The 23,523-nt window shown below is 39.7% G+C and carries 20 protein-coding genes; 9 read left to right on the forward strand and 11 right to left on the reverse strand.

The genetic code is table 11. The annotated features are described in order from the left end of the window. The first annotated feature begins 56 nt into the window (after positions 1-56). Positions 57-1,049, forward strand: a complete 993-nt coding sequence (locus ACFOJ8_RS07285) for a serine hydrolase domain-containing protein (RefSeq protein WP_380654615.1) — start codon at positions 57-59, stop codon at positions 1,047-1,049. Between the two features lie 142 nt (positions 1,050-1,191). Further along, positions 1,192-1,944 carry a MerR family transcriptional regulator gene (locus ACFOJ8_RS07290; RefSeq protein ID WP_380654618.1) on the forward strand — a complete coding sequence of 251 codons (753 nt, stop codon included), beginning with the start codon at positions 1,192-1,194 and terminating at the stop codon, positions 1,942-1,944. Positions 1,945-1,977: 33 nt separating this feature from the next. On the opposite strand, the gene ACFOJ8_RS07295 is transcribed toward ACFOJ8_RS07290, so the two are convergent. From ACFOJ8_RS07295 to ACFOJ8_RS07305, 3 genes are all read right to left on the reverse strand, one after another. Continuing rightward, positions 1,978-2,646 (reverse strand): CPBP family intramembrane glutamic endopeptidase, encoded by a 669-nt coding sequence (locus ACFOJ8_RS07295; protein ID WP_380657066.1) that lies wholly within the window; start codon positions 2,644-2,646, stop codon positions 1,978-1,980. 692 nt (positions 2,647-3,338) lie between these two features. After that, positions 3,339-4,739 carry a formylglycine-generating enzyme family protein gene (locus ACFOJ8_RS07300; RefSeq protein WP_380654620.1) on the reverse strand — a complete coding sequence of 467 codons (1,401 nt, stop codon included), beginning with the start codon at positions 4,737-4,739 and terminating at the stop codon, positions 3,339-3,341. A gap of 257 nt (positions 4,740-4,996) precedes the next feature. Beyond that, the gene (locus tag ACFOJ8_RS07305; protein ID WP_380654623.1) at positions 4,997-6,172 is read right to left on the reverse strand and encodes an MFS transporter; all 1,176 of its coding nucleotides are present in this window, start codon (positions 6,170-6,172) and stop codon (positions 4,997-4,999) included. A gap of 732 nt (positions 6,173-6,904) precedes the next feature. Between ACFOJ8_RS07305 and ACFOJ8_RS07310 the strand changes: the two genes are divergently transcribed. Next, complete coding sequence (locus ACFOJ8_RS07310; RefSeq protein WP_380654626.1) at positions 6,905-8,794, forward strand: hypothetical protein; 1,890 nt, start codon at positions 6,905-6,907, stop codon at positions 8,792-8,794. Positions 8,795-9,040: 246 nt separating this feature from the next. Here ACFOJ8_RS07310 and ACFOJ8_RS07315 read toward each other — a convergent pair whose 3' ends face one another. Beyond that, on the reverse strand, positions 9,041-10,240 hold the full coding sequence (locus ACFOJ8_RS07315; RefSeq protein ID WP_380654628.1) for an AGE family epimerase/isomerase: 1,200 nt from the start codon (positions 10,238-10,240) through the stop codon (positions 9,041-9,043). 86 nt (positions 10,241-10,326) lie between these two features. Further along, positions 10,327-11,205 carry an SDR family oxidoreductase gene (locus ACFOJ8_RS07320; RefSeq protein WP_380654630.1) on the reverse strand — a complete coding sequence of 293 codons (879 nt, stop codon included), beginning with the start codon at positions 11,203-11,205 and terminating at the stop codon, positions 10,327-10,329. Positions 11,206-11,326: 121 nt separating this feature from the next. Here ACFOJ8_RS07320 and ACFOJ8_RS07325 point away from each other — a divergent pair, with 121 nt between their 5' ends. The 4 genes from ACFOJ8_RS07325 (at position 11,327) to ACFOJ8_RS07340 (ending at position 15,043) form a co-directional block, all read left to right on the forward strand. Then, positions 11,327-11,824, forward strand: coding sequence for a GNAT family N-acetyltransferase (locus ACFOJ8_RS07325; RefSeq protein ID WP_380654633.1), 498 nt, complete (start codon positions 11,327-11,329; stop codon positions 11,822-11,824). Positions 11,825-12,864: 1,040 nt separating this feature from the next. Further along, positions 12,865-13,659 carry an SDR family NAD(P)-dependent oxidoreductase gene (locus ACFOJ8_RS07330; protein WP_380654636.1) on the forward strand — a complete coding sequence of 265 codons (795 nt, stop codon included), beginning with the start codon at positions 12,865-12,867 and terminating at the stop codon, positions 13,657-13,659. A gap of 4 nt (positions 13,660-13,663) precedes the next feature. Continuing rightward, a complete protein-coding gene (locus tag ACFOJ8_RS07335) occupies positions 13,664-14,503 on the forward strand; it encodes an aldo/keto reductase (protein WP_380654638.1) in 840 nt (279 codons plus the stop codon). Positions 14,504-14,875: 372 nt separating this feature from the next. Continuing rightward, the gene (locus tag ACFOJ8_RS07340) at positions 14,876-15,043 is read left to right on the forward strand and encodes a hypothetical protein (protein WP_380654641.1); all 168 of its coding nucleotides are present in this window, start codon (positions 14,876-14,878) and stop codon (positions 15,041-15,043) included. A 77-nt stretch (positions 15,044-15,120) separates the two neighbouring features. Here the strand turns inward: ACFOJ8_RS07340 and ACFOJ8_RS07345 are convergent, their stop codons facing one another. Together ACFOJ8_RS07345 and ACFOJ8_RS07350 are read right to left on the reverse strand one after the other, a co-directional pair. Further along, positions 15,121-15,738 carry a LysE/ArgO family amino acid transporter gene (locus ACFOJ8_RS07345; protein ID WP_380654644.1) on the reverse strand — a complete coding sequence of 206 codons (618 nt, stop codon included), beginning with the start codon at positions 15,736-15,738 and terminating at the stop codon, positions 15,121-15,123. Positions 15,739-15,777: 39 nt separating this feature from the next. Further along, on the reverse strand, positions 15,778-16,980 hold the full coding sequence (locus ACFOJ8_RS07350) for a multidrug effflux MFS transporter (RefSeq protein ID WP_380654646.1): 1,203 nt from the start codon (positions 16,978-16,980) through the stop codon (positions 15,778-15,780). A 319-nt stretch (positions 16,981-17,299) separates the two neighbouring features. On the opposite strand from ACFOJ8_RS07350, the gene ACFOJ8_RS07355 reads away from it, so the two are divergent. Beyond that, a complete protein-coding gene (locus tag ACFOJ8_RS07355) occupies positions 17,300-17,491 on the forward strand; it encodes a hypothetical protein (protein ID WP_380654648.1) in 192 nt (63 codons plus the stop codon). Positions 17,492-17,884: 393 nt separating this feature from the next. On the opposite strand, the gene rbsK is transcribed toward ACFOJ8_RS07355, so the two are convergent. From rbsK to ACFOJ8_RS07375, 4 genes are all read right to left on the reverse strand, one after another. Beyond that, positions 17,885-18,757 (reverse strand): ribokinase, encoded by an 873-nt coding sequence (rbsK, locus tag ACFOJ8_RS07360; RefSeq protein WP_380654651.1) that lies wholly within the window; start codon positions 18,755-18,757, stop codon positions 17,885-17,887. 1 nt (position 18,758) lies between these two features. Next, positions 18,759-19,700 (reverse strand): nucleoside hydrolase, encoded by a 942-nt coding sequence (locus ACFOJ8_RS07365; RefSeq protein ID WP_380654654.1) that lies wholly within the window; start codon positions 19,698-19,700, stop codon positions 18,759-18,761. An 18-nt stretch (positions 19,701-19,718) separates the two neighbouring features. Next, on the reverse strand, positions 19,719-20,606 hold the full coding sequence (locus tag ACFOJ8_RS07370) for a cation diffusion facilitator family transporter (RefSeq protein WP_380654656.1): 888 nt from the start codon (positions 20,604-20,606) through the stop codon (positions 19,719-19,721). Positions 20,607-20,955: 349 nt separating this feature from the next. After that, positions 20,956-22,167: a Bcr/CflA family efflux MFS transporter gene (locus ACFOJ8_RS07375; protein WP_380657069.1), complete on the reverse strand. Its 1,212-nt coding sequence runs from the start codon at positions 22,165-22,167 to the stop codon at positions 20,956-20,958. 414 nt (positions 22,168-22,581) lie between these two features. Between ACFOJ8_RS07375 and ACFOJ8_RS07380 the strand changes: the two genes are divergently transcribed. Next, a complete protein-coding gene (locus ACFOJ8_RS07380) occupies positions 22,582-23,112 on the forward strand; it encodes a tubby C-terminal domain-like protein (protein ID WP_380654658.1) in 531 nt (176 codons plus the stop codon). Positions 23,113-23,523 lie beyond the last annotated feature (411 nt).

Below are 23,523 nucleotides of genomic sequence, written 5' to 3' on the forward strand. Positions count from 1 at the left end.
ATCCGATAATGGAGTTTAGTAATTGAACTACATCATGTTAGAGAGGGGTCTTATTAATGAAGAATCCTGATAAAAGAATTATAAGTGAATTAAACTTTTTAATGAGAAACTATGACTTTTCCGGTTCAATACTCCTCGCTCAGAAAGACGACATTATTTTTGAGGAAAGCTTTGGCATGTCGAACTATGAGCTAGATACACCTAATTCCTCCAAAACGAAATATCGTATTGGATCAATTACAAAGCTTTTTACAGCTACAGCCATCATGCAACTGGTGGAAAACCAACAGCTCGATTTGAATTCCACGATAGATCGGTATATTTCAGATTATCCAAGCGGCAATCAGATTAAAGTCTCCCACTTACTGAGTCATACTTCTGGAGTAGCCAATCTTACAGAATTACCCGATTTTCTAGAATGGGTAATAAAATACTCACCAATCTTAAAAACAATTGACCGTTTTAAGCATGTGCCGTTTGATTTTTCACCTGGTCAAGGATATAAATATTCCAATTCCGGCTATATTTTGCTGAGTTACATTCTTGAACGCATTACAGGGCAAGTTTACGAACAATATTTACAAGAGAACATCTTCAACCCCATTAATATGCAAAACTCTGGTTTTGATAAGCAGGAGAGGATCATTAAACATCGGGCATCCGGTTATAGTATTAAAGGAACTGAGTTGATCAATGCCCCGTCTATCCACATGTCTAATCCATACGGGGCTGCTTCCTTATACTCGACAACAGAAGATCTTTATCTGTTTAGTCAGGCTTTCAATAGAAACCAGTTATTAAGTCAGGATAGCATTAAAAAAATGCAGCAGCCTGCTTTAGGAGAGCACGGGCTGGGATGGATGATCAAAAAAGATAAAGGTCAGCGAGTTTTGCACCATGGTGGGGCAATCCATGGGTTTAGCGCGAACTTTTTAAGATACATGGATGCTGAAATTACAGTCGTTGTCCTCAGCAATGTTTTTTACCCCAAAAACAAAATAGAAGAGATCACCACGAGCCTTGTTGAAGTCGCTTTTTCTAGAGGCTAATTTAATTGCATATGATTGAAAACGGTGTAGTTCAGAACGATGAATCTAAACAAATATATGTACCAATTAGTCAAGTGACCTGATAAGTTAGATTTATATATCGTAGCTTATTAAAATTATAAATTTGGGGTGTAAATTAGAAGTGGAAAATGAAGAAATTGCAAGTTACTTGTCAACAGGCCAGTTATCCAAAATCCTGAATGTCTCGGTGCGTACAATTCGTTATTACGATCAAATTGGGTTAGTGTGCCCTTCAAAGAAAACGACCGGCGGCAAACGATATTATTCCAAAGAGGATATCCTGAGGTTGCAAAAGATTATTCTACTCAAATCATTGAACCTATCTCTTGAGGACAGTCGGAGTATCTTAGCAGAGCAGTCAATGTCAGATATTCTGTATGCCCATCAGTCTTTGTTGACAGAAGAAGTCGAACATCTGACAATTTCTTTGAAGCATACTCAATCGCTGTTGAATCTACTGGACTTAAAACGAACCCTTCACTGGGAAGATTTAATATCCTTGGTAGCGAATGCAGAGAAGGAAAAAGATTGGAACCGATACTTCTCTGTGGAACAGCAATCCTATCTGAAAAGTCGATTGCCTAAACTTGAAAATAGCGATAAGGCAACTAAGAAGTGGATTAATATTATCAAGAGGATTGAGCTTTGTCTCGAGAAGGAAGTTTCTCCCACCTCCTCGGAAGGGCAACTTATTATTGAAGATGTTGATATCTTATCAGAAGAAACGTTTGGCGACGATCCAGAATTGATCGAGACTTTTTGGAAAGTCCGTAGATCTCCTAAGGCTTCCGAGGAACTAGGTCTTTACCCAATCTCCCCAGCTATTATCGAATTTTTAGAAATAGGTGCTCAAAAAGAAATCTCCCCTTACTAATGTGCTCAGTTCGTCAGTATGACGAGATGGTGATTATGCTATCGCAACTAGAATGACTGCAATGCCGTTAAATATTCCATGAATTAGTATACTTGGAATTATCGATCCTGTTTTTTGGTAGACCCATGAGAAAACGAGACCTGACACGAAGTTTACTGGTAAAGTATTAAACGTAGGAATATGTACGATCGTAAAAATGGTAGAACTGATCATCATGCCGCTCAAAATACCATAGCGGCTATTGAAAAATCGGTAAAGAAAGCCACGATAAAAAATCTCTTCATAGATTGGAGAAATAATAGCGGCCGAAATAAAACCTATTGTAAAGTTCAAAAAAGTCATTTGTGATTGAAGACTTTCTGTTTTACTGTTTGCTGTTCCAATCCCTACAAAAGACATGACAGTTACCAATGCGATGCTTACAACAATTAGAGTAAACGTCCATACAACAATGAGTTTCCATTGCTTTAATGGAAATGTTTTTAGTCCGACAGTTTTCCAGGACTGGTCCTTAGGTTTTAAAACGATAAAATAGAGCGCCGTTGTAAAAATGATAGCCATGATTAAGCCATTCAATGTGCCGGCATATAACTCATTTTGAAAAACGTTCAATAGATAATTAAATAGTACAGTTTCAATGAAAATCGGAACCAGGACCAATATAAGAAGCAGCATATAAATTAAATCTCGCCACTTCCACATTTCGTTTTGATTGAAATTGCCTTTTATCAAATGTATCCCTCCAGGTTTTTAACTTACTCATACCAGCATAAGTGGTGACGTAAGGTAACCTACAAGAGTTTTCTTTCCAGACATCTAGTTTCGAATCTGATAGCGAGCAGTTTTAAGAGAATCGCTACGCTACAATGGAAGTTTTCCGGTAAAATCGTAATATCTATAATTTAAAAAGACTATGCAAAAATAGAGTTATAGGAAATATTTAAAAATTAGTTTACATATTCTCACTGATCGGTAGTTGCTAATAAATAAATTATTAAATTTTGAAACCAGTAACTTCTAGAATAAGGTTGCTGGTTTTTCTTAAATCATATGCAAAATAGAATTTAAAATTTATGCAAGTCATCCCTTAAAGCGAAACCAATGAAATCAATGTTTTAGTATTGTCTATTTAGAGTCTACTCAATATAAAAAAATTTATCTATTGGATATAAATTAATAGTAGATTTATCTATATTTTTAGCATTTATAAGATATAAAATAAAGATAGTCATACCTTATGGCAGACTATCTTATTTGAGCATCTCTTTTCTAGTATTGTTTGTTTACTGTGCGCATAACTTCAGTTGTACCCTTGATGCTTATATCTATTACTTCCCAACCTATTCATGTCAATAATTAAGTAGGGATGAAAGAGCTGAAGGAATCGTTTTTTTTTAGTATAGATTTTTCACACAACGAAAACCTATTTCAAAATGTCTGTCAGTTAATAGATCTTTTCCACGATACCAACAGCTAACCAAATCAGGGATTGAGCTCCATGCGCCCCCTTTTAATACTGGATAACCTTCTTCATCTTCAATGAATTGCGTGGGATCGAGATCTTTAAAATTCGGCATCATCGGTTGTTTGGAATAAAAATTTGTACTTGTATACTCCCAATTGTTACCGACCATATCTTTTACACCGTAATAGCTTTCATTTTCTTTTATATAATTTATCGGATATGTTGTCGTTGAAGGATAGAAGTTACATGTTTTGCAAAGTTCTTGTCGCCATTCATTTAAGTCAATTTCTTTTTCACCATAACAGTTAACGAATTCTGAATTAAATTCGTTTCCCCAAGGAAATATGTTTCCTTCTGGTCCTCTAGCTGCTTTTTCCCACTGAAGCTCTGTAGGTAATTCTTTTCCACACCATTTGGCATATGCGTATGCATCGTACCAATCAATTCCAGTTACTGGATGATCATCTTCAAATCTTTCATCGTTGATGGTATTTCTGACATGTGTTTTTCCATCTTTTTGATCTGGATGTTTGAAATACTCATCATTATCTCCTATATCCTCCACAAATTTATCGTACTCTCTGTTAGTTACTGGGAATTCATCAATGAAATATGTATCTAAGAAAGGCTCTTCTGTTGGTATTGAGGTTCTATAACTTAGTCTATGGTTTTTCAAATTCTCTTCATTTATCCCTGAAATAAAGTGACCTTTAGAAATTTTAATCATACCATTTATATTTTCTGGCGTCTCTTTCTTAGTAATGTTACTTTGAGGATTGATAGCACCATCATTAAAAAGTTTTTTTCCTTTTTCTTTTATGCTACTAATGTTCTCTGTTCCGTATATTTTTATCATTGCCTCCGCAACTAAAGCGTGAGGAACACCTACTGGTGTCTTAATCCCTGTCTCTAGATAATTACTTAATGGGCCAATTAAAGGCATTAGATGATGTAATGAGTTCTCGATACGTCTCTCACCGGCAGTTTTAATCGCTCTGTTAAATACAATATCATCTGTATCGTGTATTAATATTAAGATTGCATCATTAGCGACAGATAATCCCGAAAAATGATTAACTAGGTCTATAGCATATTTTCTAAAAAAAGGAATGGGGTGAAAACAAAAAGAGTCAAACATATACTCTATACTTTCTTTTATGTTAAGCTCTTTAAATTTAGATATATGCGACTCTATAAATGAGTGATTAATATTTATATTTTTCTTATCCCATTTCATTGAAGAAGCCAAAGAACCGACATAATTTATGTATTCTATGTCTTTTAAATATTGTTGCCTAAAATCACTATCAACAAAACTATTTTCTATCATAATAATTCCCCCTTTTCACAATAAAAGCAATATTAAAATGAAGGTCATTTTAATATTGCTTTTATAATTAATACTCTTCTACATAGTCAATTGTTTATGGTTGAATCGGATCATCATCTCCGCCCCATTTTGTTGCCATGCCTTCGACGTAAACTACATTTAGTCTTGCTTGTTTAACTTTATGCATAAGTATGTCACCTCTCTTTTACTAATATAACCCAATTATAGTATTAATTAACTGAAATTTCAATATATACTTAATATTTTGATTTATACAAAAACATAACTAGACACGATGAGATTGTATATAATATGGAGCTCAATAAATAGACGCTGGTGATCCCCACCCAATCAGCCATTAAACCCATTCCCATGACGGCAACTCCATGCCAGGGTGTTAATATGGCTGATCTTGCTGAAAAAATATTAGTTCTATTTTCATCAGATGTGTAAATTTGTAGAGCCGTTGTTTGATAGATACTTCTGATTTGATAAATAGGACCCATCAGGAAAGTAGCAATTAAAACAACTGGAATACTTGATGAAAGTGTCATTGTCAAAGTGAGCATTCCCATGGCAAATCCGCATATGATGATTAATCTAAACAGTTCAAAATCTTTGTTCTTAAATATGGTGATCAAAAAAACACTCCCAATGATGGAGCCTAAGAAATAGGTAGCATTAATGTATCCCCATATAATCTCTCCAGAATTTAAAACGTATATAGAAAATGACAATAGTAGAGCAGATGTCCAAATCGTATTTGCTACACTTTCCATCATATCTACCAAAGTGATATAAAAGACGACTTTATTTTCAAATAAATTACGAAATCCTTTAATCTTCTTTTTTCTGCTTTCAATATATTGGTTGTACTGAATCAATGAAATGAAAAGAATAGACAATAACAATAAGACACTAATCATTACAACAAGAATAGTAAAATTTAGATAATAAGATAGAATACCTCCAATTGACCAGCCTACCAGTCGGACGATTTCATTAGTTGTAGAAACAAATGTGTTCACTTCACGTAGCTGATATCTCTCGAATAAAGCAGGTATTAACGATTGTCTGGCAGGTGTAGACCATGCCCCTAAAAATGACTGAAATACTAGAAGTAGCAACACGATATATAACGCGTTTTCGAGATTTAAAGACAGAAATATATATATACCTATAATTACGAATATTCTTAGAAATGAACTTATGATTAAAATACTTTTCAATTGAAACTTATGTATAAATTTTGTGACTATCATGCCACTAAAGAAAGAACTGATCGCCATTAAACCAACAATCATAGACGTGGCAAACACTGAGTTTGTCATCTGATACACTTTGACCATCACAACTACTTCCAAAAGTGTAGACGCTAGTTGGGTAAATAGATTAGATAAAAAGAAATTTTGAAAGGACTGCTTCTTAAACATGCATTTTCTGCCTCCAATTCATATAGAATGATGTTACTTAACACCTTACTAAATTGTATCATTCAATGATATCGGCCATTGTGCGCATATATTAATATATAATTTTGATTTTTTTCTCCTATGAACTTTCTAAAGTACTCGCAACAGTTACATATATACGTACACTCTATTGACTTACGAACTATATATTTTAAACAGTTCAATAAACAACCGTTTATTGAACTATTTCAGGCAGCAATTTTTTAGTAACTTTTATATAGTTTTTAAGTATAAAAACACGTATAATTATCTATGTATATTGTTAGTAAAATTAGCGGGGGTTTTTGTACTACTGTTTGACACATTGTACGGATTTAATAAGAAACCAAAAAAGTCAAAGGCTTACCTAAATAAATTAGAACATACAATTGCGTTATGAAAGCGAGAAAGAGAGGAGCATTCCGCTCCTCTCTTTCTCGTTTTTGTAACCTACTATTCTTAATGTTTTGTACTATAAACGTATCTACTCCAATAATGAGTGCAGTAGTTATAGTAACGCTCGAACTATTAGAAGTGTAATACCTTACGGCAGAAGCGATTATTTCAAAGACTATATACTAATAGAGTGATAGCTTTAATGCCGATAATTAAATATTTTGGGAGAATCAATAAAATAAATCTACTAACTTAATGCTTTTTCATGTAAAATGTATATAATTTAAGAGGTCAAAACTTAAATGAGGAGTACACGACTTGAAAGTAAAAATTAATAAGCGATTTATCATTGCAATTCCAATTGTCACCTTGCTTATGTCTTTGTTGCCTGTTTATACAGTACCTGTAGCTTCTGCCAATGAAGGCAATGTTTATAAATCCCTCAATTGGCTTCAGAAACAAACCGATCCCCCCTCTTATCCGGTACAGTTGTCACTTGCGCAAAATTATAGTTACGATTACACGGGACACGTTACAGGCACTGTTGATCTATCTTCTTTGCCTAATTATATGTCAGAGGATGTCCCGCTCATACGGACTAATCAGAACTACAGTACTGGCTATAAAGGGAAAATAAGTGGTGTTTGGGCGAATGTCGAGTTACCAGAAAACTATTCGGTCATCGTCTACGATAAGACGGATATAGATTATGAGATCGCCAGAGTCGGACTGAAGAGCGATGGCACTTGGAACACAGGAAAGTTGAGAATCAATGGTAAGCCTACTATTGTGCTTGTTGACTCTGAAGACAATATCATCGCATACGCAAATTCAAATCCTAAGGAACAAATCATCAATGAATATGAAGTATGGATCTACTCAGTATCGGATATGCCATACATTCAGGCAAAAGTTCCAATTGAGATGAACGGGAACTTCTCAACCGAAACGCTATCGAATAACTGGGAAAATGGTGTTTTCTATGGTGTCAATGCAGGTGAAAAGATTGCGAGAGTTGTTCGGGTTGCAGATGAAAAAGTATTCGGAACAACGGCACTGCCTAAATACCAATTGATCCGCTCCTATCACGTGCCGTTGGATGACCCCGACAATACAGCGGGCATAGACAGCAGAAGCTGGATCTACGATGATGCTTTGGCGGTCATGGCCTTTTCCATGTCAGGAGACTATGGCAGAGCATCTGGCATACTCTCTTCACTCACACAGTTGCAGAATCCAGATGGCTCTCTCGCCTTTTCCTATGATATCTACTCCGGCCCGTCGGATACGACAAAAAGAAGTGGTTCAATCGCATGGGTCGGAGACGCTGTTGTTAAATACGAAGAGACTTTCGGAGATGCTTCTTACAGGGGACTGGCGACTCGTATTGCCGATTACTTGCTGAAGCAGCAGGATCCCACAACAGGAAGCATCAGGGGCGGCCCAGACGTTGGGTGGTATTCCACCGAGCACAACATCGATGCCTACTTCTTTTTCAGAAATCTTGGTTATCTTACTGGAAATGAAAACTATATGAACACGGCAAATGAAATACAAAATGCTTTATTGATTCATCATTGGAACCACGATGAAGAGCGATTTAATCAGGGAATCGGTGATCCATCCGCTGCACTGGACACCAATTCGTGGGGCGCAATATTCCTTGAAGCGATAGGACGATTTGATCTATCCGAAACAGCTACAGCTTATCTCGATCGGTTTGAAGTCAACAATGCATCCATGCGACTCAGTGGAGATGCGAATTCATATAATATGTCTTATCAGACTTCTGCTCCACTTTTCGGCTATAAGCCTTATGGTGCAGGGTATCCCGGTGCTCCGGATGTCGTCTGGACAGAAGGCACCTGGGGCGTCATCAACCTATTCATGCGACAAGGGAAGGATACGAGTCATCTAGTAAATTCAATGTTCGCCATGCAGAATGCGGACCCGGAAGGCGGCTTGGCCTATACCAATCAAGGTTATGCCCCTCTCCCTTATAAACTACATGTATGGCCTGCCGTAGCCTCCACCGCATGGCAGTATATTACTTTAATGGACCCTCGAGGTATATGGGATGAAGATAGAGAAATTGGAACAGCAGGCGCTGCCGATGTGCCTGAAGAGGAAGAATTAGGGACAGCAAAAGAAACACCTGTTGAACTCCCTGATAACCCGACATTTTATAATTCTACTGACGGAAGATAGTTGTGAACCATCTGCTTTTAAAGAGAAGATGAAATAACCGGATCATTGAATGAAATAAGATTAGCTAGAAATCCGCACCTAAAAATCTCCAAAACTTCATTCCGTACAGTAGATACGGAATTTCAATTAAACGAAAACATTGGAATGACATCTAACCCATATGTCTAAAAAACGCCCTCAAAGTTTCCACTTTTTAAGTGTCTACTTTAGAGGGCATTTTGTTTGATTAAAGATATATTCTGAGTTTTAGCTGAATGCCAATATCGTCTGATAATAAGCAGCCACTGGATGGTAGTCTGTTTTAGGCGGCGAGGTTTTCACATCACTATAAGGTTTATTCTCTCTGTTCAGCAGCTCATACCAACCACCATTCTTATGATCCATCAGGTGTTCTGCAGCATACTGGCAAAGCTGATCGTAGGTATCCCAGTAAAAACCGTTATCTGTCTTTGCAGCCAGGAGAGAAGCTGCGGATATGGCTTCTGCCACCACCCAGTAGTTCTTATCGTTATTGATGACTTCCTTTTGTGGAGAGAGCGCAAACAAAATGCCGCCATATTCGGAATCGTGCCCCAGCTCCCATCCCTTACGGAAGAGATCTTCAGATGTCTCGAGCATCCACTCTTCCGATCGATGGCGATCGAGCCACATCAGAAGTTTGCTCCACTCGAGCTGATGTCCAGGTACAAAGCCATACGGACGGAATTCAGCCTTTGTATTGCCTTTGTTGAACTCGTAGTCCGGCTGCCAGTCTGGTGTGTAGTTCTCCCAAACCATACCACCGGAACGTCCCGCCAACTTCTGCGTTACAGACTTCGCTAGAGTATGCGCCCGATCCAGGTATTTCTCTTCGCCAGTGGCTTCATACGCTGTCAACATTGCTTCGCACAAATGCATATTCGGATTTTGTCCACGGTATGCGGACAGTGATGTCCATTCTGCATCCCACTCATCTTTGTAGAGCGCATGGTCCGGATCCCAGAAATGTGTCTCCAGTACTTCATATACATCATCCAAAACTTCTTTTGCTTCTTCGATGCCCGCTTCATACGCAATGGCTGAAGCAAGCAGCGTAAATGCATGCCCGTAAGCCATCTTTGAATCATTCTCTACTTCGGCTCCATTGAGTTCAAAGAAGTAGCCGTTATTTATGTGATCCTGATGGTGTTCCTTTAGAAAACGTATGCCGTGTCTTGCTGATTCAAGGCACCACTCAGGTCCGCCGAGCATGGCCCCAACACTGAAAATATAAATATAGCGATTTGTCGCCACCAGATGTTTCGTCGACGTATCGTTAATTGAACCGTCATTTAGGAATCCGTTGATGTATCCTCCCTTATCGTGGTCTATGCAAGCGGGATAATAGAAATTGAGAATCTTGAATATCTGTGCCTTAAGTTCTGCTTCGTCTCTAAAATTTATAGATTTATACTCTGATTGCTCCATATGGATCTCCTCCAAAAAAATGATAAAACCTGCATAAAAGTGATTGCTCCACTTTTATGCAGGTGTACTTATATTACTTATACTGATTATGAGGATGTGTACATGCCACCGTTAATGTGGATGAACTGCCCAGTCATATAGGCAGATCCTTCAGACGCCAACAAGACGTATGGTTCAACGTGATCTGCTGGCTGACCCGGACGTCCGAGTGGCGAGGATACACCGAAGGACTCCTGCATATCTTCAGGCAGCGTCGCTGGAATCAGTGGCGTCCAGATTGGACCTGGTGCTACGCCATTTACACGGATGCCTTTGCTTGCAAGTTCCAATGCTACTGAACGCACAAATGCGACTATGGCACCTTTAGTAGATGTGTAATCTATCAGTGATGGATTACCGACATACGCATTGATGGAAGACGTATAAATCAGAGTGTCGCCTGACTGCATATGCGGAATCGCTGCTTTTGTGAAATGCACCATCGCGAAGAAGTTGACGTCAAATGTACGTTTCAACTGTTCTGCACTGATGTCGACGACGCTCTCTCTTACTTCTTGACGGGCGGCATTGTTGACTAGGATATTAAGCTTGCCGTGCTTTTCGACGACTTCTTCTACAACATTGAAACAGAATGATTCATCAGCAATGTCACCGGCATGTAGTGTGCATGTAACACCTTCTTGCTCGATGCGCTCTTTAGTCTTCTCAGCGTCTTCATGTTCATCAAGATAGGCGATTGCAACATGGGCGCCCTCTTTCGCATAACCAATTGCGACCGCTCTACCAATACCACTATCTCCGCCTGTAATCAATGCGACTTTATCTTTCAGCTTGCCGGACCCAACATGACTTTCGAGCTCATAGACGGGCTCCGGTGTCATTTCGCTTTCTACTCCTGGTTGCTTTTCCTGAGTCTGTGGTTCTACACCGTCAGACATCAACGTCTGCTTATCAAGTTCACTCATTTGAATGCCTCCTACATATTTTTAACTTATCTTATACCTACCACATCATCATAAAGCTAAACCTGTGTTATTTAATTGTTGTTTTACTTTATAATGGAAAGAGACGAAAGGAGCTAAAACTATGAAGATTAGAGAATTACAAGAAATACATAATGATCAGGCGGCACTATCAAGGCTTTTCCAAGCTGTTGTTGCCACCGGGGCACCGATGAACTACTATCATCCGATGCATTATGAGACGGCAATGAACTACTGGGCCGGTGTACTATCCGATTATAATCGTTTATTCGTTGCGGTATTGGATGGTGAAATTGTAGGAACTGTCCAACTTCATTTAAGCGATAAAGAGAATGGACAGCATCGTGCGGAGATAGCCAAGCTGATGACACATCCTAAAGCACAGAGAAAAGGTGTTGCCAGATCACTATTAAGACACGCGGAACAAGCGGCTATAGAAGAACAGAGATGGTTGCTTATGCTGGACACTGAAAAAGAAGGTCCCGCAAATGCTTTGTACTTATCAGAAGGTTACCAACTCGTGGGTGAAGTGCCTGCTTATTCACAGGATGCCTTCGGTGAGTATAAGGACGGGCACGTCTACTACAAGCTTCTGAGGTAAAATAGAATGGCGGTGGATTACTTTGGTACAATTGCCTGCCTACAAGACGATTACTCAGAACTTTATAGAGTATGTTTAAATCACTAACGTAGTAATGAATGCTTTTTATGAAAATATCTATATATAAACTTTATGCTAATAATTACTAAAAGAATATACATTGGATAGTAATGGACCCAAAAACTAGTAGAAGTCCTGTTACTGGTGGCGAGACATCTTGGTGTTGCACCATCGGAAAAAAAGTTCTAATTAAGAAGGTGTGGGCGAAATAAAAAGGGAGCCATAAAATTACTGAGAAGTATATTTGCCAATCTAGTACTCTACTAAAGTAAACTGTGAGCAGAATACACAAAATTGGTGATATTAAAATCGTAATATAAAGAAACTCATTATAAGTGCTTCCGTCCATATCTAATACTCTTGGTATTCTGTAGCTATTCAGTAGTAGTTGAGCACTTAACGTAAATATAATGCTTAATAACAGACTGTATAAAAGCAAGTTTAACAATTTAATATCGAAAACTCCCAACTTAAAAATATAAAAATCTAAACTCTATATTAAAACTTCTATTTACAAGTAAAGCGAAGTAAAACATTAACCATACTCAAGATAACAATATCAATATCTTATACAGTTAACAATTATTGCAGGACTAATAAGCTAAACATTCGTGCTCATCCATGAACTTAAAGGAGTTTCCAAAGGTAGACGATGGTTCAATAGTTCAATAGTTCACTTAGTATGTAATCTCTTCTTACAGCGATGAATCCAATTAATTCATTATGAACGGTTTTAACCAACTCCTTGGCCAGTCAATCATTCTAGGCAAACCCTAGGAATCTTCAATCAATCCCCTCTGGACTCTCGTGATAAACAAAGTAGGCGGACAAATTGTTCCGATTGTTCTTCCATTTCCAGTTGAAGAATTTATCTTCACTGCTCAAGATATACAATTAATTATTTAGAACTCCCTTCTAGTGGGTAATATTAAATATGCATTTTGAATTTAGATATTATTCGTCTATGAAGGAGTTTTATCATGCCTCAAAATAAATTTGTAATGATCACTGGATCCACTTCTGGTATCGGCTTTGAACTGGCAAAACTATTCGCAAAAGACAATTACGATGTAGCGATGTCTGGTTCTAGTGAAAAAATCTATGAGTCTGCTAAAGAAATCGAGGAGCTGGGTGTCGAAGCCTATCCGTTTCAGGCTGACGCATCTACTTATGAAGGGGTCGAAGCATTCTGGAAGTTTGTAGAGGGTAAAAACCGTAAGCTACATGCTGCTGTATTGAATGTCGGTGTCAGCCTTGGTGGTGCATTTATGGATAATGATCTCGAAGAAGAATTGAAACTTATCGATATCAATATCTCAGGTACTGTTCACACTGCCAAGAGAGTAGTGAATCATATGGTCCCAAATGGTGAGGGGAACATTCTTATAGTTTCGTCTCTGTCAGCCACATTGCCTACACCATATGAAACAGTCTATGGTCCGTCAAAAGCATTTGGTTTTATGTTTGCAGAAGCACTCAGAGAGGAACTTAAAGATACCGGCGTCAATGTAACAGCTATGCTTCCTGGTGCGACGAATACTGACTTTCACCACAATGCGGGGATGGATTCCACGTATTTTGGTGACGACAGCATTAAGAATGAAAAAACAGAAGTTGCGAAGCAAGGCTACGATGCGTTGATGAATGGACTCGACCACATCATCTGTGGTGATGAAGAAACAAAGCAGCAAGCAGAGGAAAATAAGAGAACACCTGAGCCTGTAAAAGCAGCGAATCATGCCAAAAAGGCCAAACCTCAGGAACAAGGAGATTAAATATATGAATACAGTTGAATTTCATAATGGAAACACCATGCCACAAATCGGACTTGGCGTATTTAGAGTAGAAGACGGAGAAGGATGTAAAGATGCGGTCGCCCATGCTATTATCAACGGTTACCGCAGTATTGATACAGCGATGATATACAAAAACGAAGAAAGTGTCGGTGAAGGCATCAAGGAAGGTATGAAACATGCAGATATAGAGCGTTCCGACCTCTTTATCACTTCCAAGCTATGGTTGGATGACTTTGGTCACGGCAATGTTGAAAAAGCTTACAACACGTCACTCGAGAAACTGGACCTTGACTACTTGGATCTTTATCTTATCCATTGGCCAGGTACAGATGAAGAACTGATGATTGAAACGTGGCATGAAATGGAACATCTATTTAATGATGATAAGGTAAAGAATATTGGTGTCAGTAACTTCAACATTTCGCACCTAGAGAGACTTTCCCAGAAGACAGATGTCAAACCGGTTATCAATCAGGTTGAATTCCACCCCTACCTTGTTCAAAGCGAATTGAAATTGTATCTGGAGTCCCGCAAAATCATCATGGAATCCTGGTCACCTCTGATGAACGCACAAATCCTGGAAGATGAAACCATTAAGGAAATTGCCAAAGAAGTCAACAAGACACCGGCACAGGTCGTTATCAGGTGGAATATAGAAAACGGTCTGGTCACTATCCCGAAATCTGTGACACCTGAAAGAATCGAAGAAAATATCGACGTTTTCGACTTTGCCTTAACTGATGCACAGGTGAAGCGAATCAACGCCTTGAACAAAGATCAACGTATCGGTTCGGATCCTGCCGAGTTCAACGGAAAAAAATAAAAATTTATCAATAGTGATTAAATGGACGCATACTCCTGTGGCTCAGACCCCTGATCTGGCTTGCAGGAGTTTTTAATTATCAAGATTAAAAAAGCAAACTCGTTATGTCAGCTTATTATGCAGTGTTCGGCTAATTATTGTTTTGTTGCCTTTACAGCCTGTATGGTATGGAAAACCATTTCCTGATCTATAATATAATCCGCTTTCTCCTGTCTACATTGCCTTGTGCCTTGCGGTATGGGCCTCACTTCTCCCCTTGCCATCCTAAAGAGGACAAATGAACGTCAAAGAAATATACGATTTATATTTTTTATAGTAAACTTGCTCTATCAAGAACTAAGTCGAGGAAACTCGTTGAGGAAGGAGAATGAGATGGGGATTATAGAGAAGAAAACCTTGATGGGACTAATTATTTTTCAGCTTCTGCTGATCGGGTGTCTGAACTTCATTACATTCAGACGGATTGAATTCCTAGAAAGCAAATTCACTGGACTGAAGGAAGAATTCGATCAGCTGTACGAAGGTGACAAGAATCTATAACTTGTGTTCAATAAAAAGGCCATGTACATGATATCTAATCATATCATGTACATGGCTTTTTTAATTTACATTTAACTCTAATGAAGCAAATCAAAGATATTTTTTAGAATGATTACTGCAACCACCAGAATGATAATGCTTGATATTTTGTTAAGTAAGATGATAAGTCTACCACTGGTATCAATTTTTCCGACTAGTTTCCCTGTAATCGCCAGTCCGATAAACCATATCCAAGACACAGCTATCGTTGTCAGTGTGAAGGCCAATTTATCGATTCCATCATAGGCTGTGGCACTCGTCCCAATGACACCGATGATATCCATGATGGCATGGGGGTTCAAAATGGATACAGAAAAGGCAAAGCTGATCTGTTTCAACGGACCCATTGTGCGATGGGATTCAATGTTATCTGGCCTCTCCCGCCAGAGTGACCATGACATATAAAGCAAGAATGCCAAGCCAATCGTAAACAGTACAACCTGCAGCATCGGGAAAGAAAGTAGGATGATCGATACCCCAAGGACCGCTATAGTAATCAAAAGGGTATCGCAAAAACCGGCAGTGATGACGACAGGTAGCGTATGCTTGAAACTTTGATGATTTGCACCTTGATTGAATATAAAAACATTCTGAGCACCAAGCGGTAGAATCAGGCCCAGCGCCAAAATGAATCCATGTATGATTGCTTGAAACATTTCCATCCTCCTATAAGTGAACTATCATTTGGATAGAAACTATACCTGTTGTTTGTGTTTCGTTCCGATACCGAAAGTGAAAATCAGCAATGCGCCAATGCTGCATGTGATGATGACCAATCCCATCGGCCAAGCCACTTGCTCACCAGCCAAGCCAACTAAAGGAGAGACCAGCGCGCCACCTATAAAGGGTAGTAGTCCAAGCAGTGCCGATGCACTACCTGCAGATTTTTTCTGATTTTGCATTCCCATAGAAAATGCTGTAGTGGAAACGAGACCGACACTGGAGACGACAAGGAAGAGCGCCAGTATAATCATAGCGAGAGGCAGATTGAGTATGATTGTAATGATCAGTCCGATGCTACCCAAAACTGAAACCAGAACACCAATCAGAAGAATTCTGGATTCGTCCATGTAACTCGATAGTTTTCCTGCTACTTGTGCGGCGATAATAATCCCTACTCCATTTAAGGCAAAGATGAGCGAGAACTGCTGAGGCGTCACTTCATATATATTTTGAAGTACGAAGGGGGAACCGGCTATATAGGCAAACATGCTCGACAGAATCAATGCCTGAACGAAAGCGATGCTCATGAAACTCTTGTCCTTAAACAGCACATCGAATGATTTCACTACTGCGAATACGTCCCCTTCTGAACGATTTTCAAAGTGCAATGTTTCTTTGAAAAGTAATGCGACCAGTACTAAAAGAAGCAGCCCGATTGCGCCTATAATTAGGAAGACTACCGGCCAACTGCCGAAATTTAAGACAAACCCGCCGGATATCGGTGCTAATATTGGCGCAGCTCCATTGACGAGGGCCAATAGCGCGAACGCTTTAGTGAGTTCTTTTCCTGAAAACATATCGCGTGCTGCCGCTCTCGCAATAACGATGCCTGCGGCACCGGTGAAGCCTTGAATGAAACGTAAAGCAATGAAAATCCAAATGTTTTCTGTAAAGGCACATAATACCGAGACGATTGCGTAGATGGCTAGCGTATACAACAAAGGACCTTTTCTGCCTTTTATATCACTAAGCGGCCCGAATACAAGCTGCCCTATTGCGAGTCCAATCAGACAAGCCGTCAAACTCAATTGAGCGAGTGAAGCTGTCGTGTCCAAATCTGCTGTCACAATGGGCAGTGCTGGTAGATACATGTCCAAAGATAACGGTCCGATCGCAGTGAGCATGCCGAATAGGATGATGATCCAGTACTTGGTGGCTTTTTGTTCTTGATTCATGATTTTATCTCTTCTTCCATATACAAATTTTAAATATCTGAAATTAATAAACTACTGATTTATTAAACTTTCTATGAAACATCTGAATGTAAATACTACATCGGTCTCTAAGTAGTTACAGCTGTTTAGTTTCGACTCTTACAGTAACTACAGAATCTTTTATAGACCAGACATGTTAACTTTATATACTTAAGATTAAAATATCTTTCTATGGCAGATAATCCATAAAATATCGATGTTTTCAGGTTTTAACATTTTTCTTTACTTATCTCTTTTATGGGTGATAATAAACTTAATAAGAAAATGGAGGATGACTTTATTGCTGAAAAACACATATGGTATTGCTCTATTGCTCGTTGGAATTATTTTTCTTATCAGTCCAGATATTTTAGTCAATGCGAATCATTATGCTGTAGACGGTAGCAGTGAGTACGTTGGACGTACTATCATCGCTGTTATGGCAATTTTTCTAATAGTAAAAGGCTTGGATACATATATAGATAACAATTAAAAAACCCATATTCATGGGTTTTTTCGTAAACAGAAATTATAGACTAACTACCTGCTTAATAAGTTGATCTCCAACCGCAAATAGTATCTAAAATAAGAATCAAATCATTTTGGTAATTCGCTTGTTTTAAAAAATGCAACAACCGCTAGTATAAATACTGGAATAGCACACATTATATAAGCGGCGCCCTCAAAACCCCTTATGTAATAATAGCCAATGATGAGCTTGCGAAGATGCCCAGATAACTTGGGAGTTTTGCTAAAACCGAATATCCATGCCATTGACGAATTAGCAACGAAACAAAAAGCAAAATAAATCCAGCTATTGTTCCAACACCTAGGGGTATTAAAGCCAAGTTATCTCCTCCTATAAATTAATTAGGCATTGCTACCATTATTGATTCATTGCCTCTCTATTTGGCATGCCACTCTGTGCACCGAGCTTCTGGATGGAGAGTGATGCTGCGCGATTGGCAAAAGCCACCGCTTCTTCTAAAGACTGCTCTTCTGACAAAGCAACGGCAAGCGCACCATTGAATGTATCGCCAGCACCCGTAGTATCTTTCACCTCTGCTCTATGGGCAGGGACGTTTATCCGCTCCCCTTTTTTAAAAAAAGTTGCGCCCCCTGAACCGTTTGTGATGATCAGCTTTTCATGAAACTTTGGCAAATCATAACCGTCATAGGCGAAAAGTGCTTTTGCTTCGTGATCGTTCGGTGTAATATAAGCCGCCTTCTCCCAATATTTATCCTCTAGCTGCATCGCTGGTGCAGGATTTATAATGACTGGGACGCCGAGTGTCTCGCATACAGTAAGCACGTGCTCAATCGTCGCTTTCGGTACCTCGAACTGTAGAAGCACATACTTACTTTCACCGATCAATCTTCGAAATTTATCCACATAAAGTGTGTCCAGTTCTTCATTTGCCCCGCCGATAATGATAATCCGGTTATCGCTATCGGAGACGATGATGTTAGCCAGCCCGGAAGAAACACCAGGCGCTACGGTAATGGCTTGTGTATACACCCCTTGGCTCACGAGACCTGCTTTAAGCGTTGCACCGAATGGATCGTCGCCCACTTTGCCGATCAATCTAACATCGCCACCGAGGCGGGCTGCGGCCACTGCTTGGTTAGCACCTTTACCGCCGGGCAATGTTTCAAAGCTCTCCCCTCTGACGGTTTCACCTTGCTCCGGCATCTCTGCGGCAACAGTGACAAGATCCATATTGATGCTGCCGATTACTGTAATTTTTGATTTGTCCACACTACTCCACCTCATCGTATGATTGAAGCACGGACTCGAAAAGATTCCAGAATTCTTCTTGATCGACTTTATATGCAAAATGCGTATTCGGAATCTTTCCCGTTACTTTGAGCAGATCGACCGATGTTACCCCGTAGGTAAGCTCACCTTTTGTCTCTACTGCCACATTGACATGTTTGAAATCGAACAGTTCTGGTTTCAGCAAATACATCGTCGTACATGCGTCATGAATGGGTCCACCTTCGAAACCGAAATAGTCTTCATACATCTCACCAAAGAATACGAGCAGTTCGGAAACAAACTTCGCCACTTTATTGTCTACTTTAGCCAATCGTTGCTGCACTTCTTTTGTGGCAATAACTTGGTGTGTCGCATCCAAACCGAACATCGTAACATGCACACCACTCTCAAATACTACCTTCGCCGCTTCTGCATCGACAAATATATTGAACTCGGCAGTTGGTGTCCAGTTGCCGAAAGTACCCCCGCCCATAAGAACGATCTCATCAATCTTGTGCTTGATTTCAGGTGCTTTCATCAAAGCTAATGCGATGTTTGTCAACGGCCCAGTCGGCACGAGCGTTACTTTGCCTTTTACTGTAGACAGCTGTTCAATGATGAAGTCGACTGCATGGCCACTGTCAGCTGTACTTTTCGGATGTGGTAGCGTAGGTCCGTCCATACCGGATTCCCCATGTATTTCAGTCGCAATTTCCATTTTATTGATGAGTGGTCTCTTAGCACCTTGGATTACAGGAACATCAAGTCCAATAAGGTCTTTGACTTTCAATGCATTGACGGTGTTCTTTTCAACTTCAACATTGCCAGCCACTGTGGTAATTCCAAGTATTTCGAGATGACTCAACTTGGAAGCAGCGATGATGATGGATATGGCGTCGTCGTGTCCAGGGTCACAATCTAAGATTACTTTTCTAGTTGTCATGATAAATCTCTCCTATTATCAGTATGGGTTGACATGAACATTCACATCTTTGACTTCTTCGTGGTTTCTAAGCAGCATCTGTTTGACAACGCGTGCAATATGGTGGCCTTCTTCAACCGAAATGTCGGCATCAACGCTAATCTTGATATCGACGATGACATAAGAGCCATGCGAGCGTGCAATCAGACGATCGATTTGTCGTACTTTATCCACAGCGAGGACCGTTTCATGCATTGTTTCGGTCTCGCTGTCGTTCAGCACCACTTCAAGACTCATGCTGACCGCTTCCTTGGCAAGCTTATATCCCATGTACATGATGATCAGTGCGATAATGGCACTGGCCGCCGGATCTAGGTAGCCAAGGTATGGGATGCCAAAAGATGCACCAATGATGGATAAGCCGATACCAAAGAGCGCAACAATGGATGAAATCGCATCGGATCGGTGATGCCAAGCATCGGCAACTAGCGCTGGACTCTTTATTCTAGTGCCCAGTCTGAATTTATACTGGAACAAGGCTTCTTTGACTACAATCGAAAATATGATGATATAAAGCGCAATCATTGACGTGTTGCTCTCGACAGTGCCATTGACCACCGACAGGATGGCATTATATATAATCTCAAAACCAACAATCACAAGCAGTATGGCCACAATGAGTGTCGCAACATTCTCAGATTTACCGTGACCATATGGGTGCTCACTATCTGGCGGCTTCTGGGCCGCGCGTATGCCGACGAGTACAGCGATAGAACTAATAACATCTGACGCTGAATGGACCGCATCGGCAATTAACGCCCGACTATTGCCCAAGATTCCGCCGAATGTTTTCAACACCGCAAGTAACAGATTGACAACGATACCGATGACCGTTGCGATCTGTGCCTTCTTATATCTATTGCTCATTTTCAGCCCTCTTTTACATGAGTTTTCAATTCATTTTAACAGGCTTTTGTATTTTAATGAACAGAAAGCGGCTTTTCCATTTAATAGACACACATCTTAAAGCAAGATATACAACAAACTCGCTGTGTCGATACGATTAAAAAGCTTTTGTACGGGTGCAGGCTGGCAGAGGTGCGCTCAAAGGAAAAAAACACCAGAGTGTCTGCCACTAATTTCTTATAAGAACCTACCTCTATATTCATCATAAAGGTTGAACTTAAAGATTCAATGGTAGCACTCGTAGTGTCATAGAAATTGCATATATGAATAGCTGAAGCAATGATGTAGAGGCCATTTTTATTACATTTTGCTAATCTGTCAGTTTAAAAAATGCAATTAAACCGATAGATGAGGTAATAAAGAGAATTGCTCCCATCGGTACCGCAGAAGCTTCATTGATACCGGCGAGTGGTGAAAATAAAGCACCAAGCAGTAGCGGAAGCATTCCTAAAACGGCGCTTGCACTGCCCGCTTGCTGACCTTGTCTTGCCATGCCGAGGGTGAAAGTGCTTGTTAGCGTCATGCCCATTGTCGTCATATAAATAAATATCAGGATGACGATGATTGCCAGAGGTCCTTCGATTACCGTCATGATTAGTAAGAGTAATGTCGCGCCAACTGCGGTCATAACCGCAGTTTTAAGCAGTTGTCTTTCATGGATGACTCCGCCCAGACGACCAATTAGGAAACTCCCAATGATGATAGCAATACCGTTTATACCAAATAGTACACTGAACGTCTGCGGGGAAACACCGTAGATTTCCTGATAAACGAATGGGGTACCAGACACGTAGGCAAAGCTTCCCCCATGTACAAAACCGACAATTACGGCGTAGCCGATAAAGGAACGGTCAGTGAACAGACCTCCCATCGTGCGGACGGATGCTTTTGTCGAGCGCGGAATGCGCTTCTCAGGCGGCAGTGTTTCTTTTAAGCTCGTACCGATGATGACGACAATGATGATACCAAGAATCCCGAGGAACAAAAATATAGTGTGCCAGCTCGCAAAAGGCAACAACAGTATGGCGCCGCCTGCTATCGGGGCAGCCATCGGAGCAGTTGAATTGATGACCATCAATAGTGAGAAGAACTTTGTCAGTTCCCTGCCGCTAAATACATCGCGCACCACTGCACGCGATAACACAACCCCAGCGGCAGCCGTGAACCCCTGGAGGAACCTTGCTGCGATCAGCACATAGATGTTCGGTGACAGTGCACAGAAAATAGAGGAGACAACGAATAGCGAAGTGTAGATGATGAGCGGTCGTTTTCTACCAGTTGAATCGCTGATCGGGCCTATAACGATCTGACCAAAAGCCAAACCAAGCAGACATGCTGTCAGACTGACCTGAACCAGGGATGTGCTCGTGCCGAGATCCTCAGCAATGCCAGGAAAACTCGGTAGGTACATATCAATATTCAATGGGCCCATAATAGCAAGCAAACCCAAAAGGAACGCAAGCCCCAACCGTTTTTTGCCGGTAGGATTATGTAATACGGAGTCTTTTTTTAATTGATTGATATGATCACCTCCCGATTAATTCTATGCCATGGGACCCCTAGAACACAATAACCAAAATGATTAGACGAGTTTAAAAATATCTATTTCAATTTAAGTCACCCCTATCATTCAAGTACGGATTTATGGTATCACTTTAGATAGTCAGGGGTAGAGTGTTCTATCAATAGACGAAGGAGGACCGAGACAGTGAAAAGGACCATTTATATACTAGTGACTACTTTAGTGATAATGCTGATCTTTTATTTTTTTAGTCAAAATATTTCAAGTACGGTGTGGGTAGGTTTTGGAATATTAATCGTGTCGACTTTAAGTGAAATAGTCACCAACAAAATTGAAAAGAAAAAGAACTGAAGCTTCTATTATTCAAATCATTTCAATGTCACAATTGCATTGCATAGGTAGGAGGAAATATATTTGCAACTACACTATATAACACCTTTTGTCTTAAATAGTGCAGGCACAATTCAAGTTTACAAAGAAAACGAAATTCCATACGCCCATCTAAAATTGTATTACCGCTCTCGATTCCAAAAGATCCTTTCTGAGATCGACCGCAATTTCTATAATAATGTCCAAATAGAAAGTGCACTGTGCAGATTTAATATACAGCAACGTCCACTTCGAGAAACTTTTTGGCGAAAACAGTATGACGTTCTTTATAACGATGAGTGGATCGGGAGGATAGAAGGTCACGCAACTGTAACGCAGGCAGTTTTGCAGCTATGCTACAACGACAAGACATACATAATGAAAAATCCCATTTTAGGCTCAAGCACAGTATTGAAAAATGAGCGTGAAGAAGAGCTCGCCCATTTTAGGAGAGTACGGGACGGAGTAAGAAAGATAGATTACATACAAGTGTTTGAAACCAATGATTTGGAAAAAGAATTGGTCATCTGCGTTTACTATCTCTTTACTTTGTTATTCAGTAGAAGTATTCGCTAAAGAGACTAAGCTGGTTAGATATATGGTTGTGATAGATCGATGTTGCGAGTATTAGCTTAGTGAATCATTGAATTCGTTGGTTTTGTTCGGCTTATCAAATGATTGTATCACTTACAATTTTTTGCATTAAATGTAGGATATTGATAGTATTTTATTAAATACAACAGAGGGGATGTAGCGAAATGTCAAGAGTTCTAAAATTGGTTTTAATCTTCTTGTTAGGCGTCATAGTCGCAATGGTTCTTAGTTCACTATTCGGTAAGATACTTTTGGGATAAGTTTCTGATCGACTGAAGGGAGACATTTATGTGAAAAGAAAGGTTTTAGAATCATTCTATTAAACCTTCTTAATTTTAGGTGATCTTTTTTTTATATTTACTTTCAATATAGAATATGGAAATATGTACACAC

Origin of the sequence: Salinicoccus sesuvii (assembly GCF_042648145.1) — a bacterium.
GTDB classification, from domain to species: domain Bacteria; phylum Bacillota; class Bacilli; order Staphylococcales; family Salinicoccaceae; genus Salinicoccus; species Salinicoccus sesuvii.

Excerpts from the sequence above, each read along its gene's own strand:
- ACFOJ8_RS07285 (WP_380654615.1), top strand. The coding sequence starts at position 57 with ATGAAGAATCCTGATAAAAGAATTATAAGTGAATTAAACTTTTTAATG.
- ACFOJ8_RS07295 (WP_380657066.1), bottom strand. The coding sequence starts at position 2,646 with ATGTGGAAGTGGCGAGATTTAATTTATATGCTGCTTCTTATATTGGTC.
- ACFOJ8_RS07300 (WP_380654620.1), bottom strand. The coding sequence starts at position 4,739 with ATGATAGAAAATAGTTTTGTTGATAGTGATTTTAGGCAACAATATTTA.
- ACFOJ8_RS07305 (WP_380654623.1), bottom strand. The coding sequence starts at position 6,172 with ATGTTTAAGAAGCAGTCCTTTCAAAATTTCTTTTTATCTAATCTATTT.
- ACFOJ8_RS07315 (WP_380654628.1), bottom strand. The coding sequence starts at position 10,240 with ATGGAGCAATCAGAGTATAAATCTATAAATTTTAGAGACGAAGCAGAA.
- ACFOJ8_RS07320 (WP_380654630.1), bottom strand. The coding sequence starts at position 11,205 with ATGAGTGAACTTGATAAGCAGACGTTGATGTCTGACGGTGTAGAACCA.
- ACFOJ8_RS07325 (WP_380654633.1), top strand. The coding sequence starts at position 11,327 with ATGAAGATTAGAGAATTACAAGAAATACATAATGATCAGGCGGCACTA.
- ACFOJ8_RS07330 (WP_380654636.1), top strand. The coding sequence starts at position 12,865 with ATGCCTCAAAATAAATTTGTAATGATCACTGGATCCACTTCTGGTATC.
- ACFOJ8_RS07335 (WP_380654638.1), top strand. The coding sequence starts at position 13,664 with ATGAATACAGTTGAATTTCATAATGGAAACACCATGCCACAAATCGGA.
- ACFOJ8_RS07340 (WP_380654641.1), top strand. The coding sequence starts at position 14,876 with ATGGGGATTATAGAGAAGAAAACCTTGATGGGACTAATTATTTTTCAG.
- ACFOJ8_RS07345 (WP_380654644.1), bottom strand. The coding sequence starts at position 15,738 with ATGTTTCAAGCAATCATACATGGATTCATTTTGGCGCTGGGCCTGATT.
- ACFOJ8_RS07350 (WP_380654646.1), bottom strand. The coding sequence starts at position 16,980 with ATGAATCAAGAACAAAAAGCCACCAAGTACTGGATCATCATCCTATTC.
- ACFOJ8_RS07365 (WP_380654654.1), bottom strand. The coding sequence starts at position 19,700 with ATGACAACTAGAAAAGTAATCTTAGATTGTGACCCTGGACACGACGAC.
- ACFOJ8_RS07370 (WP_380654656.1), bottom strand. The coding sequence starts at position 20,606 with ATGAGCAATAGATATAAGAAGGCACAGATCGCAACGGTCATCGGTATC.